Source organism: Aeromonas sp. DNP9 (assembly GCF_001728955.1).
GTDB classification, from domain to species: domain Bacteria; phylum Pseudomonadota; class Gammaproteobacteria; order Enterobacterales; family Aeromonadaceae; genus Aeromonas; species Aeromonas veronii.
Genome location: NZ_LYSQ01000022.1, coordinates 28,957 through 44,276, shown reverse-complemented (window position 1 = coordinate 44,276; position 15,320 = coordinate 28,957). Strand labels below are relative to the sequence as shown.

General features: G+C 60.8%; 13 protein-coding genes and 1 pseudogene. 9 read left to right on the top strand and 5 right to left on the bottom strand.

Going from position 1 to position 15,320, the window contains the following annotated elements; translation table 11 throughout:
• Positions 1 to 128: 128 nt before the first annotated feature.
• Positions 129 to 593 carry a hypothetical protein gene (locus A9G06_RS15635; protein WP_069555799.1) on the bottom strand — a complete coding sequence of 155 codons (465 nt, stop codon included), beginning with the start codon at positions 591 to 593 and terminating at the stop codon, positions 129 to 131.
• A gap of 195 nt (positions 594 to 788) precedes the next feature.
• Between A9G06_RS15635 and dcuC the strand changes: the two genes are divergently transcribed.
• The 5 genes from dcuC to A9G06_RS15610 all read left to right on the top strand — a co-directional run bounded on the left by dcuC (position 789) and on the right by A9G06_RS15610 (position 7,229).
• Positions 789 to 2,141, top strand: a complete 1,353-nt coding sequence (dcuC, locus tag A9G06_RS15630) for an anaerobic C4-dicarboxylate transporter DcuC (RefSeq protein ID WP_069555798.1) — start codon at positions 789 to 791, stop codon at positions 2,139 to 2,141.
• Positions 2,142 to 2,232: 91 nt separating this feature from the next.
• Positions 2,233 to 3,879: a bifunctional UDP-sugar hydrolase/5'-nucleotidase gene (locus A9G06_RS15625; protein ID WP_069555797.1), complete on the top strand. Its 1,647-nt coding sequence runs from the start codon at positions 2,233 to 2,235 to the stop codon at positions 3,877 to 3,879.
• Positions 3,880 to 4,067: 188 nt separating this feature from the next.
• Positions 4,068 to 5,711 (top strand): hypothetical protein, encoded by a 1,644-nt coding sequence (locus tag A9G06_RS15620; protein ID WP_069555796.1) that lies wholly within the window; start codon positions 4,068 to 4,070, stop codon positions 5,709 to 5,711.
• A gap of 124 nt (positions 5,712 to 5,835) precedes the next feature.
• Positions 5,836 to 6,339: a M48 family metallopeptidase gene (locus tag A9G06_RS15615; protein WP_033137854.1), complete on the top strand. Its 504-nt coding sequence runs from the start codon at positions 5,836 to 5,838 to the stop codon at positions 6,337 to 6,339.
• Between the two features lie 26 nt (positions 6,340 to 6,365).
• On the top strand, positions 6,366 to 7,229 hold the full coding sequence (locus tag A9G06_RS15610; protein WP_069555795.1) for a DUF2927 domain-containing protein: 864 nt from the start codon (positions 6,366 to 6,368) through the stop codon (positions 7,227 to 7,229).
• A 177-nt stretch (positions 7,230 to 7,406) separates the two neighbouring features.
• Here A9G06_RS15610 and A9G06_RS15605 read toward each other — a convergent pair whose 3' ends face one another.
• Positions 7,407 to 7,658: a DinI family protein gene (locus A9G06_RS15605; protein ID WP_005333426.1), complete on the bottom strand. Its 252-nt coding sequence runs from the start codon at positions 7,656 to 7,658 to the stop codon at positions 7,407 to 7,409.
• Positions 7,659 to 7,732: 74 nt separating this feature from the next.
• A complete protein-coding gene (locus A9G06_RS15600; protein ID WP_069555794.1) occupies positions 7,733 to 10,159 on the bottom strand; it encodes a DNA polymerase II in 2,427 nt (808 codons plus the stop codon).
• A gap of 166 nt (positions 10,160 to 10,325) precedes the next feature.
• On the opposite strand from A9G06_RS15600, the gene A9G06_RS15595 reads away from it, so the two are divergent.
• On the top strand, positions 10,326 to 10,820 hold the full coding sequence (locus A9G06_RS15595) for a prolyl-tRNA synthetase associated domain-containing protein (protein ID WP_069555793.1): 495 nt from the start codon (positions 10,326 to 10,328) through the stop codon (positions 10,818 to 10,820).
• Between the two features lie 109 nt (positions 10,821 to 10,929).
• Here the strand turns inward: A9G06_RS15595 and A9G06_RS22485 are convergent, their stop codons facing one another.
• Positions 10,930 to 11,058, bottom strand: coding sequence for a hypothetical protein (locus A9G06_RS22485; RefSeq protein WP_265062747.1), 129 nt, complete (start codon positions 11,056 to 11,058; stop codon positions 10,930 to 10,932).
• Positions 11,059 to 11,083: 25 nt separating this feature from the next.
• On the opposite strand from A9G06_RS22485, the gene A9G06_RS15590 reads away from it, so the two are divergent.
• The 3 genes and pseudogenes from A9G06_RS15590 (at position 11,084) to A9G06_RS15580 (ending at position 14,300) form a co-directional block, all read left to right on the top strand.
• The gene (locus tag A9G06_RS15590; RefSeq protein WP_069555792.1) at positions 11,084 to 12,322 is read left to right on the top strand and encodes a GGDEF domain-containing protein; all 1,239 of its coding nucleotides are present in this window, start codon (positions 11,084 to 11,086) and stop codon (positions 12,320 to 12,322) included.
• On the top strand, positions 12,319 to 12,855 hold the full coding sequence (locus A9G06_RS15585) for a GNAT family N-acetyltransferase (RefSeq protein WP_069555791.1): 537 nt from the start codon (positions 12,319 to 12,321) through the stop codon (positions 12,853 to 12,855). The genes A9G06_RS15590 and A9G06_RS15585 overlap by 4 nt, the downstream gene beginning before the upstream one ends.
• Positions 12,856 to 12,971: 116 nt before the next feature.
• Positions 12,972 to 14,300: pseudogene (locus A9G06_RS15580) on the top strand (IS4 family transposase).
• A 52-nt stretch (positions 14,301 to 14,352) separates the two neighbouring features.
• Here A9G06_RS15580 and A9G06_RS15575 read toward each other — a convergent pair.
• A complete protein-coding gene (locus A9G06_RS15575) occupies positions 14,353 to 15,213 on the bottom strand; it encodes a PA4780 family RIO1-like protein kinase (RefSeq protein WP_069555790.1) in 861 nt (286 codons plus the stop codon).
• Between the last annotated feature and the right edge of the window lie 107 nt (positions 15,214 to 15,320).

Sequence of the window (15,320 nt, the reverse complement as noted above, 5' to 3'; positions counted from 1 at the left end):
CGCCACACAGATGACGGGTATAGCCTATGTGTGACGACGAGGCGGCGCAATACAATGATGGGCCCAAAAATCAGAGCACGCTCACAGGTTGCGTGAGCAGAGTATGGCACAAGGCCAAAACTGTATTTTTATTGAGCATGACGGCTGATGCGCTGCCAGTCGAGGTGATAGTTTTTCACATTGATGTCATGACCATCTATCTGAATAAAATGATCATTTTTAAGGCGGTTGGCAAAAAAGTCCTGATCTGCCCCCTCATTGAGCCACAGCTCGCAAAGTCCCCGTTTTCCCTCTTTGGCATAGAATCTCGGGGTGACCAGCAGCGCAACCCCATCTACCCGGATGGCATGACGGGCCAGGCAGTTTGCTTCCGTGGTTTTGGATGCCAGCGCGGCAAAACGGGGTCTGTTCCCCTCGGCAACCACCAGTACCCCGTAAGAGTGAGGAGCCATAAGACGCCGCATGGCGACCGCCTGATGAGGACCGGTTTGATGAAAACCGTCATTGGTTACCGCAAACACGCAAGTAGGTGAAAATAGCATCGCAAGCAGGAAAATAGAGCGTTTAATGCCTGAAAAATCACCAACCACCATATAAAAGCCTCAAAAGACAACCAAGGCTGGCAAGGGTAGGTAGCCAAACCCGCTGGGTAAAGTACCTTTACCTTTCTTTAATTCTGTTCACGGGGTTAAACGTTGATTTAGCTCACACAACATCCGGTTTTCAGTCGCCACTCTACCCCTATCGGAATAGACTCCCTCCACTCTCATCCAATCAGAAGGCAACATATGCTCGAACTCATCGTTGGCACCCTGGTCACCCTGGTGGTGGGCCGTGCCATTTTCAAAGGATACTCCGCGACCGGGGTGCTGCTGAGCGGCGGCTTGCTGCTGCTGGTCATCACCGCCATGATGGGCAAGCCGGTACTGCCGAGCAAGGTGGTCAGCACCGGTTATATCGCGACCGATATCTTCGAATACATCCGCTTCCTGCTCAATGACCGTGGCGGTGGACTGGGGATGCTGATCATGGTGCTGTGCGGCTTCGCCGGCTACATGAGCCATATCGGCGCCAACACCATTCTGGTCAAGCTGGCCAGCAAACCGCTCGGTATCATCAAGTCCCCCTATATCCTGCTGGTGGCTGCTTATCTGGTAGCCTGCGCCATGTCGCTGGCGGTCAGCTCCGCTACCGGCCTCGGCGTGCTGTTGATGGCTACCCTGTTCCCGCTGATGGTCAACATGGGGATCTCCCGTGGCGCGGCAGCCGCCGTGTGCGCCTCGCCAGCCGCCATCATTCTGGCACCGACCTCCGGTGACGTGGTGATGGCTGCTCAGGCAGCCAACATGCCGCTGCTGGACTTCGCCTTCAAGCTAACCCTGCCCATCTCGCTAGTGGCGATCGCCTGCATGGCGGTGACCCACTTCTTCTGGCAGCGCTACCTTGATCAAAAATCCGGTGAGCACAACGAGCCGGTCGCCCCGGGTGATCTGGTGACGACTGCGCCTGCCTTCTACGCCATCCTGCCCTTTACCCCCATCATCGGGGTGCTGGTGTTTGACGGCAAATGGGGTCCGCAGCTGGATATCGTCACCATCATCGTGATGTGCATGGTGCTGGCCAGCCTGCTGGAACTCGTGCGTATCCGCAATGGCAAGGAGCTGCTGGACGGTCTGCAGGTCTGCTGGCGCAACATGGCTGACGCCTTCGCCGGTGTGGTCATGCTGCTGGTCGGTGCCGGCGTATTTGCCCAGGGTCTGATGACCATCGGCTTTATCGACACTCTGCTGGCTCACGCGCAGGATCTCGGCTCCGGCGGCCTGATCATGATGCTGTCACTGGTGGTGATCACCACCCTGGCCGCCTTCACCACCGGTTCGGGCAATGCCCCCTTCTACGCCTTTGTGGAGCTGATCCCTAATCTGGCCAGCAGCCTTGGCATCAACCCGGCCTATCTGGTGATCCCGATGCTGCAAGCCTCCAACCTGGGTCGCACCATTTCTCCGGTCTCCGGGGTGGTGGTCGCCTGTGCGGGGATGGGCAAGCTCTCGCCGTTTGAGGTGGTCAAGCGCACCAGTATGCCGGTCGCCGTCGGCCTGCTGGTGGTGATCGTCGCCACCCAGATCATGGTACCCGCCTGATCGCTGACCAGCCCGGCACCCTGCCGGGCTGGTATCCGCCCCCCCCTTTGCAGTAGACTCGGTGCTCATTTTCCCCCTAAGGAGGACCGAGATGAGTATTACGGTTCAACTTGCCCATTTCAGCGATTGCCACTCCCACTTCGATGGCGCGCCCATGAGCTTCTCCCCTGTCGGTGAAGGCCAATGGCGCACCCAGTGCGGCGGTTATGCCCGGATCCTGACCCGACTGACCCAACTGCGTGCCCAAGCCGCAGCAGCCGGCCAGCGTTTTCTGTTTCTGCACGGTGGCGACTCCTTTCAGGGCTCGCTCTATTTCAACCGCTTCAAAGGGCGCGCCAACGCCGACCTGCTCGCCATGCTGGCCCCCGATGCCATGGTGCTCGGCAACCACGAATTCGATCTGGGCAACGGCCCGCTGGTGGAGTTCTTGCGCCAGCTCGATTTTCCGGTGCTGGCCGCCAATCTGGACAACAGCCAGGAGCCTGCCGACACAACCCTCGGGCTGTGGGATATCCCCCACCTCTACGATGCCCATCAGCCCTGGCATCGCCGGGTGATCGACGGGGTTCCCTTTGCGCTGCTCGGCATCACACTCGCCCAGATGGCTGCCATCGCCAACCCGGATCCCCACACCCGTTTCCACGCGGTCGCCGACACCCTCACCCGAGTGCTGCGGGAGATCAAGCGCGAAGGGATCCAGCATATCGTGCTGCTGAGCCACCTCGGGCTGGATCAGGACAAGCTGCTGGCCGAGCGCTTCCCCGAGCTCAGTCTCATCATTGGCGGCCACACCCACAGCCTGCTCGGCGATCTCGCGCCGCTGGGTCTGCCAAGCGAAGGCAGTTATCCGCTGATGAACAACGGGGTGGCTATTTTGCACGCTGGCCACAGCGCCCTCTGCCTCGGTGTCTGCGAGCTCACCTTCGATGAGTCGGGCCGCGTCGTGCAGAGTCAGGGACAGCTGGAGTGGCTCCCCTGGCAGCCCTGGCCGTTCGCCTCCACCTCACCCGCCGGGCTCACCTTCTGCGAGCCGGATCCACAACTTGAACAACATCTGGCCAAACGCTATCGGCCAGAAATCGAGACCATGAGCCAGCGCATCGTTACCCGGCTGGCGGCGCCACTGCCCCATCAGCGGCTACCGGATGCCACCCTGCCTCACGGTAGCCAGCTCGCCCCGCTGGTGGCCCGCGCCATGCTGACCGCCGCTCGTGAACAGGTAGGCGAGGTGGACTTTGCCCTGCACAATGCTGGCGGCGTGCGCTGCTCGCTGGAGCCGGGCCCCTTGAGCGAAGCAGATATCGCCGGTCGCCTGCTGCCGTTTGCCATTCCCCTCACCCTCTATCGGGTGCACGGTCACGAGTTGGCGGAAGCGCTGGAGAATGCCATCGACAATGCCACCAACAACGGCGTGGTCGGCAATGGCAACGGCAGCTTCCCCTACACCGCAGGGGTGCAATTCACCTATCAGGCCGATCGGCCCAAGGGTCAGCGTATCACCCGACTGGAGTGGGAAGCCGCCCCCGGCCAGTGGCAAGCGGTCAATGCCGAACAGGTCTATCGCGGAGTGTCGAGCGCCTATACCGCCTCCGGCAAGGAGGGCTACACCGCACTGGCGCGGACCCTGACCCAGCACAATCAGGAGCTCGGCATCACCCTGGCCGACGCCTTTATCCGCTGGGCTCGCCACCTGCCAGCGCTGGAAGCACAGCCGCCCCTGATTGAGTACATCAATTGATGCAAAGGGGGATGGCTTTGCCACATCCCCCTGACGGCCAATATTGCCGCAGCCAGCGCCCGGTTCCCTGCAAGAACCGGGCTTTTTCGAGAATATTTGCCTCACACGGGCCCACCCCATTGCATCGCACTCACTAGCTCGGCAAGATAGGCCCGCTTTCAAGACCAGCTGCAGGAACAGGCGACTTCATGAATCACTCCATCCGTTTCACCCCTCCTCGCGTCAACCCGGGCATCAAGCCAGCCATCGTGCTGCTGACCGCCCTGCTGGCGCTGCTCTTCTGTCTGCGCAACCCGCTCTTCCACGCCATGGCGCCGGGCTTTGATGCCTCGCTGTTCGCGGTGATGGGCAAGATGTGGAGCGAAGGGGGCGTGCTCTATCGCGACATGATCGACATCAAGGGGCCGATGATCTTCGCCCTCGACGCGCTGGGCTATGGACTGGGGGGATTTGTCGGGATCTGGGCACTGGAGTGGGTGCTCTGCTGGCTCGGACTGCTGGCCAGCTGGCAAGCCTTTGCCCAGCTCGGACTCTCGTTCAAGGCGCGCCTTGGCGCCATGCTGGCGGTGCTGGCTCTCTACGGCACCCGTTACTACTACGGCAACATGACCGAGGACTGGACCTTCCACCTCGCCCTCATCGCCCAGTGGGCCTTCATTACCCTGCTGCTGGACAAGGGATTTCGCTGGTGGCCGGCGCTGGTGGCGGCCCTCACCTTCGCCATCGTCGCCTGGATGCGCACCAACAACGGCGCCTTCTGGGGTGCCTGGTATCTGGTGCTGTTCTGCCACTGGTGTCTGCACGAAAAGTGGCGTGACGCCATCTTGCTGCTCATCTCCAGCCTGCTGGGGTTGGCGCTGATTGGCGGCCCGCTTTACGCCTACTTCCAGCAACATGATCTACTGGCGGCCTTCAAATACTACGCCTTCGACATCTTCTTCGAGGGGAGCTACGGCAATGGTTTCTCCCCCATGGTGGGCGCCGTCGGCCTGCTGCGCACCGGCCTCATCATGCTGCTGCCCGCCTTCATCATTCTGATGCTGAGCCGCCGTCAGGAGTGGTATCTGCCCGCCCTGCTGGCGACCCTGTTTGGGGTGCTGTTTACCCTGATCGCCAACTCGGTCTCCGGCCATGTGTTCGATCACTACGACGTGCTCTATCTGCAACTGGCGGTGCTGCCGCTGGCGGTATTGCTGGATCGCAGCGAACAGCAGGCAGATGCCATCGGCCTGCTCTGCATCTCGCTGGTCGTCTTGACCGCCAGTTGGCTGCTGGCCCAGCAGCTCGCTTTTGGCTGGAGCACCAAGGAGTGGTCCCTCGAGCGGGTCAACGAGGTGCTCGGCACCAGCCTGCTGTGGGCGCTGCCGGTACTTATCCTCATCCCCCTCTGGCGCGCCTGGGATGTGCGCAGTGCCACCCCCTGGCTGGCGACGCTGGCCATGCTGCTGCTGATGATCAACAACGCCTGGGAAGGGACCTTCAAGGGGCGCCCCTTCAATCCGGCGGCGCAGGTACGGGTCGATCGCATCAAGGCCGAGACCAGCACGAGCGACAAGATCTGGGTCGATGGCATCCAACCGCAATATTATCTCTGGACCGATCGCCAGCCGGCTTCCGCCTACCTCTTCTTTGCCAACGTCAATCCGCCCTATGACGTGCGCGAGCGGGTGCTGGCCGATATCCAGCGCCAGAGCCCGAAGTTCATCATCGCCAAGCCGGATCGGGTGAGCGAGGAGCTGAAAAAGCCGAGCTCCCCTTCCCATCTCGCCTTCTATCAATACCTGACCAGCCACTACGAAGAGGTGGATCCGGGTCTCTATCGTCGCCGCTAACCAGCGCAGAGACGCAAAGGGCGGCCATTTGGCCGCCCTTTTTCCATCCCCTCACGCCTCACCAGTAGGCAAGCAGGCCCGCGATGACTACAATGGCCCACTTTTGGATGTAACGGGTGACACCATGGCGGAACTGACTTATCTGGGCGGCTATCCCGACCCTCTCAAGGCACAGGTACAGCAGCTGATTGCGGCAGGCAAGCTGGGGGAGATGCTGGCCAAACGCTACCCGGAGAGCCACCAGATCCAGAGCGACAAGGCGCTGCTCGCCTACACCATGGAGCTGAAGAACCGCTACCTCAAGAGCTCGGCGCCCCTGTCAAAGGTGGTGTTCGATGGCAAGATCAACGTGATCAAGGATGCCCTCGGCCTGCACACCTACGTCAGCCGGGTGCAGGGCAGCAAGCTCAAGGCCAAGAACGAGATCCGCATCGCCGCCCTGTTCAAGGAGGCACCGCCCCCGTTTCTGAAAATGATCGTGGTGCACGAGCTGGCCCATATCAAAGAGAAGGATCACAACAAGAGCTTCTATCAGCTCTGCCAGCACATGGAGCCGGACTATCATCAACTGGAGTTTGATCTCAGGCTCTGGCTCACCTGGCGCGATATCGACAAGGCCAGCCGCTAGGCTGACAACCGTTTCAGGGAGGAAACATGTCATTTGCCGCCATCCCCTTTGGTGCCACCCGCTTTATTGCCACTTTGGTAATGACCAACTTGGGCCACGCTGCCCATCCCCGCTTCACGTCACGCGGGCTGCTGGCGCTACTGCTTCTGTTCGCGGGCCACAGCGCCTGGGCCGATGAGCGCTGGCAGAGCGACAGCTATCTGGTCGAGAGCTTTATGGCCATCGCCATGGAGCGGGAGTATGGCGAAGCCAGGCAGACCCGTTTTGCCCGCTGGCAGCAGCCGATCCGGCTGCAACTTATCAACGAGTCGGGTGACAAGCCGCTGCAGGCCGACGTGGTGAAGGTACAGGCGGCCCATCTGGCCCGCATCACCGGCCACTCCATCAGCATGGTGGCCGCAAAGCCCAACCTCACCCTGATCATGACCGACTACAACAAGATGAAGAGCTGGGCCAACCGTACTATGGGAGGCGATCCATCGGTCAAGATGGCGCTCAAGGAGGGGCTCTGCCTTGCCAACTTCGCAACCAATGCGAAACACGAGATCAGCCGTGCCACCATCATCATTCCGGTAGACTACAGCCGGGCCAAGGGTCGCTTTCTCGACTGTGTGGTGGAGGAGTTCACCCAGGTGATGGGGCTGCCCAACGACTCGGACAAGGTGTTTCCCTCCATCTTCAATGACAACAGCATCGACAGCTTTTTGACCGGGCTGGACTATGTGCTGCTCAAGATGGCCTATCACCCGGCCCTCAAAGCCGGAATGAGCAGTGGCGAGATCCGCGCCGCACTGCCTATCGCGCTGGCCGATCTGCGCGCCAAAGGGGAGATCCGCGAAGCCAACCGCCGGGTGCAGCAGCAGAGCCTGAAAAGCTGGGCAGGGCTGTAACGGGCCTGGCTCAACCCAGAGCCAGACAAGCCACCGCAAACCTCTCACCACCAACAAAAAACGCAGCCACTTGGCTGCGTTTTTTGTTGTATGGGTATCAGCAGTGCATTAGCGGGCATGCCTGTTTATCCGCCGCCCATTTATCCAACGCCCGTGTTATCCACTGACCGTGCGGGATCAGGAGGCGACGTTCTCTTCCGGCATCCAGCTCTCGGCGTTCTCCCACACCTCCTGCACCATGGCTTCGGCCAGCTCTTTGTCTTCCTTGCTGGCACGGCTGACGGTCAGGGCCATGGCGCTGCCCGGCGCGACCCGCACATGGATGTCGGGGAATTTTTCGCCAAGCTGCTTGAGCAGCTCCTGACGCAGCGCCTCCATGGTCGAGGTCGGGATCTGATGTTTTCTGTCGATGATGATTTCAAGACGCATAGGAAACTTCTCCATGATTTATAACTGTATTTTTATCCAGTATTCATGGGAAGTAAAGTGCCAACTTGCACCAATCAAAAAAGATCCAGCTGCTGGCCGCAGATCCGGTCGAACGACTCTCCGATAAAGGGCAGGATGGCGTCGGCAATGGGCCGCAACTGCTTGTCGATATAGTGTTCGTAATCGATGGCACTGCGCCTGTATTCCAGCGGCTCGGGGCCATTGAGGGTCATCAGATAGGCGATGGCGCCCCGATGCTGATAGCGCTGGGGCAGACCGCGGCGCAGGTTCTCCTCATCGGCCAGCCGCGCTGCCCGCACATGGGGCGGCACATTCTTCTGATACTCTTCGAGCTTCTGGCGCAGCCGTTTGCGGTAGATGAGCAGATCGTCGTGACGACCGGCACGAGTCTCATCCACCATGGTGCGCACATAGCCGCTGGGATCTTCATCGTGAAACACCAGCTCATAGAGGCGGGTCTGGAACTGCTTGGCCAGCATGGTCCAGTCGGTGCGCACCGATTCGAGCCCCTTGAATACCAGCTGTTCACTCCCCTCACTGGCCTTGCCAACCAGCCCCGCATAGCGCTTCTTGCTCCCCTTCTCCAAGCCGCGGATGGTGGGCATCAGAAAGCGGCGATAGTGGGTCTCGTACTGGATCTCGAGATAACTCGGCAGGTCGAACTCGCACCTGATCAGTGCAGCCCAGTTATCGTTGATCATTTGAGCCAGTCGCTGGCCGATTTCGTCCGCCTCATCGGGGCTGGTCTCGCGCCCCAGATGAACAAAGGTGGAGTCGGTGTCGCCATAGATCACCTCGAACCCCTTCGCCTCAATCCACTCGCGGGTCTGCTGCATGATGCTGTGGCCACGCAGGGTGATAGATGAGGCAAGGCGCGGATCATAGAAACGGCAGCCCCCCGACCCCAGCACGCCGTAGAAAGAGTTCATGATGATCTTGATGGCCTGGGAGAGCGCCTTGTTGCTGGCGGCCTTGGCCCGATCCCGCGCCGCCCACAATGTAGCGATGAGATCAGGCAAGAAGTGGCGGGTTCGGGAGAACATTGCGCCGCGAAAGCCCGGAATAGCGTGCTCGGGATGCTGCAGCCCCTCGATGAGCCCCATGGGATCGATGCAAAAAGTGCGGATGATGCTGGGATAGAGGCTCTTGAAATCGAGCACCAGTACATGGCGATAGAGACCGGGTTTGGAGTCCATAACATAACCGCCGGGGCTCGCCAGCCCGCCATCGGCTGGCAAATTGGGGGCCACGTATCCGCCACGGTGCAGCCGCGGCAGATAGAGGTTGGTAAAGGCCGCCACCGAGCCCCCCACCCTGTCCAGCTCAAGGCCGGTGAGGGAGGCGCGCTCGATGGCAAAGGGGATAAGGTGGCAGTAGTCGAAGATCTCCCACACCAGCTTGCAATCTTCCAGGTTATAGCGGGCCAGCGCCTCCTTGTCGGAGTGGAACAGCTCGGTGATCTTCTCCCCCCGATTGGCCACATCCTCGATATCCTTGCCGCGGCCGAGCAGTTCGCTCGCCACCGCATCCAGGCTGTAGCTGGCAAACTGCCAGGTGGCGCTTTTGAGGGTGTCGATGCCATCGAGCACCATGCGCCCGGGGATGATGACGTTGCCGGTCTGGGGATCGCCCCGTGACGAGCGCCAGAAGCAGAGCTCGCGCCCCCGCCCGAGCCGCAGCCGCCGCTTGTTAAGCTCGGCGCGGCGTAGCAGCAGGCGAAAGTCAAAGTTGACCACGTTCCAGCCGATGACCAGATCGGGGTCATGCAGGCTGAACCAGCTCTCCAGCGCACTCAGCAGGGCGCTCTCGTCCTCTACCCACTGGACCTGGGTGCCCCAGCTCTCGGCATCCGCTTCCGGGATGCCAATCATGATGACCCGCGCATCCTGCTCACTATAAAGACCGACCGAGAAGAGGGCCCCGTCCATGGCGCACTCCACGTCGAGGGACACCCAGGAGAGGGTTGGCGTCACCGCCTGCGGCGCGCAGCGTGCCTCGTTGACCTCCCAGTATCCCTGCTTGCCCCCCTTTTTTACCGCCCGGCCATCGAAGCGCACACCAGCGGTGATGAAGCGCTCCATCAGGAAGCGCTCCGGCAGCCGGATATCCGCCTCGAAGTGCTCCAGCCCGCGAATAAGCAGCAGCTCGATGGCACGGTGAAAGGCACTCAGGGTAGCGAAATAGCAGCCCACCACACGGCGGCCATCGAAAGTGTGCATCGGCAGGCGGCGAAACCGCCCGCTCACCCCGGCCCCCTTGAACAGCTCGGCAGCTTCTGCCATATGGCTCTGCGGCAAAAAGAACACCGGCTCCTGCCCCGGCACAACCACCCGCACCGGCCCCTGCGCGCTCCAGAGCCACATCACGATTTCGGTGGTTGCAGGCAGCCCGTTGCGACCGCGCACGTCCCGACCGTGGCGGGTCAGGATAAAACCGTCGAGCGGCGGAGTGGCGGGTACAGTGGGCTGGGTTGCAGTCATGAAGCGTAAAGGGGCTGTCCGAGAATGGGACTATTGTACGTTCATACAGTGCCTACTCGCAATCGTCACGCTGGCTGCGAGGCGGGAGTCAAACTGGTAAGCTCGATCCGGTCGTTATTCCCGCTCATCCCGTTCTGACCACTCTTCGCCGACAAAAGGAGTCTTTGTGGCAATCTATTCCCTGCTGGATCAGCTGGCTATCCCCTACCAGCGTGTCGATCATCCCCCCGTATTTACCTGTGAGGAGGCGAGCAAGCTGCTGCCCGACCTGCCCGCCGCCAAGACCAAGAACCTCTTTTTACGCGACCCGAAAAGCGAGCGGCTGTTTCTGGTGGTAAGTCCGGAGGAGTACCGGGTCGACCTCAAGGCGCTGGCAGCCATGCTCGGCGTCAAGCGGCTGAGCTTTGGCTCCCCCGAGCGGCTCGATGCGGTACTCGGCCTCACCCCGGGCTCGGTGACCCTGCTCGCCATGGTGCGCGACAGGGAAAAAGCGGTAGAGCTGGTGGTGGATGAGGCCATCTGGCAGGCCAAACAGGTGCAGTGCCATCCGCTGGTCAACACCGCAACTCTGATCATCCGCCTCGACGACGTGCGCCGTCTGCTGACTCATCTGGACAGGGAGGCCATCGTAATGCGCTTGCCTGCAGCAACCTGCGATTAGCACAACGTCTGGCGGTTGGGTTCACCCTGCCGCCAACACAACCACCTTTCACGCAGCGAAATTGACTGACAAGACAATAAAATGGCTCCTTGTGCGCTGATAAATCGCGTCAGCAATTGCCATCGTGCAAGAAGTCGGAGGTGAGCACATTCGGCCATTTAACCAATTGATAATAGGTTGGATTCATGTTGTGATCGGCCACTGCCAGCAGGCGATACCCCATCGCCTGTTCGTTCACAGGTGACTTCCCAGAGAGCCCCTTGATGCCAAGTCTGTTTTCCTCAGCCCAGTTGTTGAGTCTGGTGCTGTTCGTCACGCTGTCACATGTGGGGGTAGCCACCATTTTCGCCGCCATGTGGCACACCCATCGCCAGATCAGGGCATTGATCTACTGGTCAGCTGGGGAACTGGTTATCGCGGGGGCTTTTTGCTGCCTCCTGCTGCGCCCCCTTGAGGGAAATGCATCCCTTGCCAATATTCTCTGCACCAACCTGCTGTTGATGTCGACCACCCTGCTCTATGAACGGGGGATGCGCCACTTCTTTCGCCGTGAAGCCGACCAACTGGGCTGGCTGCTGCCCGCCGTTACCCTCGGCGGTTTCGTCCTGTTTGCCCTGACCGCCCTGCAGCAACCCCTCTTTGATGTGCATAGCCGGATCATCGTGCTCTCCGGCGTGCTCTCGCTGCAGATTGCGCTGCTTATCTGGCAGCTCTGGCGCTACCAGCGGCTGGCCCCCGTCTATCGGGTGCTGCGCTTTGCCATTCTGCTGCTCGGCCTGCAACTGCTGTTGCAACTACTGCGGATCGCCAAACACCTCTGGCAGCCGGAGCTGGCGGCCAACTCCTTCACCGACCCGCTGCTCGGGCCTGTGATCCTGCTCAGCCTGCTCTTTACCATCGCCCGCAGTTATCTGCTGCTGAGCCTGGTCCACACCCGCCAACAGCAAGCCCTGCTGGCCACCCAGCGCAAGCTGGAGCGGCGTGCCAATCAGGACGAGCTGACCGGCCTGTTCAGCCGCCACTATTTCGAACGCCAGGTTGCCCTGCGTGCCCGCGAGGTGACGAGCCCCGGCCAGCTGCTGCTGATCGATCTGGACAACTTCAAGCAGATCAACGACCGCCACGGCCACCCCGCCGGTGATGCCATGCTGCGGGCCGTGGGTCGGGTGCTCACCAATACCCTGCCTTCTGAGGGCATGGCCGGTCGGCTTGGCGGCGATGAGCTGGCCCTGCTGCTGATGGCGGACCCGCAGACCCTACCCGACTACTGCCACAGCGTGCAACAGCAGATCGCCGAGGCGACCCGGGAGCTGGCCGGTGGCCCCATCAGCCTCAGCATCGGCCTCACCTCGCTGCACCCTGACGAGGGGTTTGAAGCGGCCTACCTGCGAGCGGATCAGGCTCTTTACGCCGCCAAACAGGCTGGAAGGCAAAGGGCCTGCGTGCAGGAGCTCCACCACAACGAGCCGCAGCCGCTGCCGCCCTGCGCGCTCCTGTCATGAGCGCAGTTCTCGCTCTGCAGTGCCGACTGGCCAGGCTGGCAGATACCCCGGCTTACCAGCGCTATGTCACCGAATGCGCCGAGGACGGACAGCCGCTCTATCAGGTGGCGCAATTTGACCCGAACGGCTGGCTACAGAGCCTGCTGGATCACGCCAAAGGGAGCAACTTGCCCAGTGGATACCTGCCGACCACCACCTATTTTGCCCTCGATGGCGAGGAGATCATCGCCACCCTGCGACTGCGTCACGGTGACAATGAGGCAACCCGCCAGTGGCTGGGTCATATCGGTTACAAAACCCGCCCCTCTCGCCGTGGCGAAGGGGCCGCGACCATAATGCTGCGCTGGGTACAACAACAGGTGCTGGCAGCGCCGGTGCTAATCAGCTGCGGCGAAGATAATCTGGCCTCCCGCAAGGTCATTACAGCAGCCGGTGGCGTGTTGCTGGGGCGGCGCTTCCATCCGGGGGATCGCAACTGGCTGGAGATGTATCAGCTAGCCCCCTGCCCCAGCCCCAGCCCCAGCCGACCATAGCCGCAGCAGTAATAAAAAGAGCGCCCCGAAGGCTAATGCCGATCAGTTAAGGATCCATTGACCGATCCTTCTGTTGTGTGAAAATCCGAAACCTGTTGATTGGTTTCGGATTTTTTATGCGTATCGCTCACGCTCTCGACTTCCTCCACGCCAGCAATGCCGCTCAGTTTGAGTCACTCTCAGACTTCATTGCTCCCGAGCGCATAACAACGCTGCTTGCCGAAGAGGATGTCGTGACCCTGCGTCGCCGCCGTATGCCCATATAGCGTCTGGTCTGGGCCATTATCGGCATGGCTATCTTCCGCCACGTCCCCATGACCCAGCTGGTTAATCAGCTTGATATCCTGTTGCCCGGCGACCGCCCCTTTGTTGCTCCCAGCGCCTTTCTGCAAGCTCGCCAAAAACTGGGGGACAAGAGCATCGAGCGGCTGTTTCACGAGACCGCCTCTCTCTGGCACCAGCAGGCCAATCATCCGGGTTGGGCCGGGCTGCAACTGCTCGCCGTTGATGGCGTGATGTGGCGCACACCCGATACCCCGGACAATGCCGCTGCCTTTGCCAAGCCCAGTACCCGGCAGGGCGAAACCGCCTATCCGCAGGTGCGCATGCTCTGTCAGATGGAGCTGACCAGCCACCTGCTCACGCAAGCCGTCATGGAGAGCTGCGCCGTCAACGAGATGGTACTGGCCGAGCAACTCATCGCGCGCACGCCGGACCACTCGCTCACCCTGTTCGACAAGGGGTTCTACTCCCTCGGCCTGCTCCACGCATGGCAGGCTGCGGGCGTTGAGCGGCACTGGTTGCTGCCGCTCAAAAAGGGCACCCAATACGAGGTGGTGCGCAAACTGGGACGCCAGGATGCACTGGTCTTGCTGAAAACCAGCCCACAGGCGAGGAAGAAGTGGCCGCACCTGCCGGACACAGTGGAAGCCCGCCTGCTGACCCGCCACATCAATGGCAAGGAGCGCCAAGTATTGACCTCAATGGTCGACCCGATGCGCTTCCCGGGTGCCGACATCGTTGAGCTCTACAGCCACCGCTGGGAAATCGAGTTGGGCTATCGGGAGATGAAGCACAGCCTGCAACAACACCGGCTGACCCTGCGCAGCAAGAAAGCGGCGGGGATACGGCAAGAGCTGTGGGGCGTGCTGCTGGCGTACAACCTGCTGCGCAGCCAGATGGTAAAGATGGCGGCGAGTCTGAAGGGATACACGGCGAGCCAGCTGAGTTTTCACATGGCATCGGTGTACCTCATCCATGAACTGAGCTGCATGCCGTACCTGTCACCGGGGAGTATCCCGAAGCGGGTGGCAGAGCTGGAGAAACAGGCGGGGCAGTTTGTATTACCGGAGCGAAGGGAGCGGAGTTACCCCCGCAGTGTGAAGCCAAGGCCACAGAAGTACAGTGTGAAAAAAGCCAATAAAAACAATGCCAGTCAGGCTTAACTGACTGGCATTACGCCCCGAAGGCGCTCTTTTTGCGAACGTGGCAAGACCGTTAGTAGCTGTCTTCCTGCTCCGCCTTCATCCGGGCCTGACGGGCATAGGCCTCCTCTTCGGCGCTCTCGATTTCCTGCAGCACCGAATCGAGATCGATGGCGGCGCGGCTCTCTTCAAAGTGACCGGTCAGCTCGCTCTCAGGGGTGAGTTTGCCATCTTCAAACAGCGCCCACATCTCCTGGGCATAACGGGTCTTGAGCAGCTCGGGGGCATACATGCCGTAGTAGTTGCGCATGTTGTTGACGTCCCGCTCCAGCATCGCCTTTGCCTGATTGTTGGCGGCAGCATCCACCACCTGGGGCAGGTCGATAATGACGGGGCCCTGGCTATCCACCAGCACGTTGAACTCCGAGAGATCGCCGTGGATAAGACCGGCGCAGAGCATCCGCACCACATAGCGGATCACCTTGTGGTGATCGATGACCGCTTGCTCGGGGGTGAGTGCCACATCGTTGAGGCGCGGCGCGACATTGCCATCCTCATCGGTGATAAGTTCCATCAAGAGGACACCATCGAGGCAGACATAGGGCTGCGGCACCCGCACACCGGCAGCAGCCAGCTTGAACAGGGCGTCGACCTCGGTGTTCTGCCACACCTCTTCATGCTGCTTGCGGCCATATTTGGAGCCCTTCTCCATGGCGCGGGCGCTGCGGCTGTTGCGCACCTTGCGCCCCTCCTGATAGACCACGGCCTGCTTGAAGCTGCGCTTGGAGGCCTCTTTATACACTTTGGCGCAGCGGATCTCGTCGCCGCAGCGCACCACATAGACATCGGCCTCTTTGCCGCTCATCAACCGGCTGACGACCTCATCGACCAGGCCGTCATCAACCAGAGGTTGGATTCGATTTGGAATTTTCATGGCCGCCCTTTTACCCTATTTCTGCTCTCGAAGATAGCTCCGCGCACGCTCACCTGCCTCTCCCTTTCATAAGACACCCTGTTATCCCCTGTTTGCGCTGTTTTTGT

Excerpts from the sequence above, each read along its gene's own strand:
- A9G06_RS15635 (WP_069555799.1), bottom strand. The coding sequence starts at position 593 with ATGGTGGTTGGTGATTTTTCAGGCATTAAACGCTCTATTTTCCTGCTT.
- dcuC (WP_069555798.1), top strand. The coding sequence starts at position 789 with ATGCTCGAACTCATCGTTGGCACCCTGGTCACCCTGGTGGTGGGCCGT.
- A9G06_RS15625 (WP_069555797.1), top strand. The coding sequence starts at position 2,233 with ATGAGTATTACGGTTCAACTTGCCCATTTCAGCGATTGCCACTCCCAC.
- A9G06_RS15620 (WP_069555796.1), top strand. The coding sequence starts at position 4,068 with ATGAATCACTCCATCCGTTTCACCCCTCCTCGCGTCAACCCGGGCATC.
- A9G06_RS15615 (WP_033137854.1), top strand. The coding sequence starts at position 5,836 with ATGGCGGAACTGACTTATCTGGGCGGCTATCCCGACCCTCTCAAGGCA.
- A9G06_RS15610 (WP_069555795.1), top strand. The coding sequence starts at position 6,366 with ATGTCATTTGCCGCCATCCCCTTTGGTGCCACCCGCTTTATTGCCACT.
- A9G06_RS15605 (WP_005333426.1), bottom strand. The coding sequence starts at position 7,658 with ATGCGTCTTGAAATCATCATCGACAGAAAACATCAGATCCCGACCTCG.
- A9G06_RS15600 (WP_069555794.1), bottom strand. The coding sequence starts at position 10,159 with ATGACTGCAACCCAGCCCACTGTACCCGCCACTCCGCCGCTCGACGGT.
- A9G06_RS15590 (WP_069555792.1), top strand. The coding sequence starts at position 11,084 with ATGCCAAGTCTGTTTTCCTCAGCCCAGTTGTTGAGTCTGGTGCTGTTC.
- A9G06_RS15585 (WP_069555791.1), top strand. The coding sequence starts at position 12,319 with ATGAGCGCAGTTCTCGCTCTGCAGTGCCGACTGGCCAGGCTGGCAGAT.
- A9G06_RS15575 (WP_069555790.1), bottom strand. The coding sequence starts at position 15,213 with ATGAAAATTCCAAATCGAATCCAACCTCTGGTTGATGACGGCCTGGTC.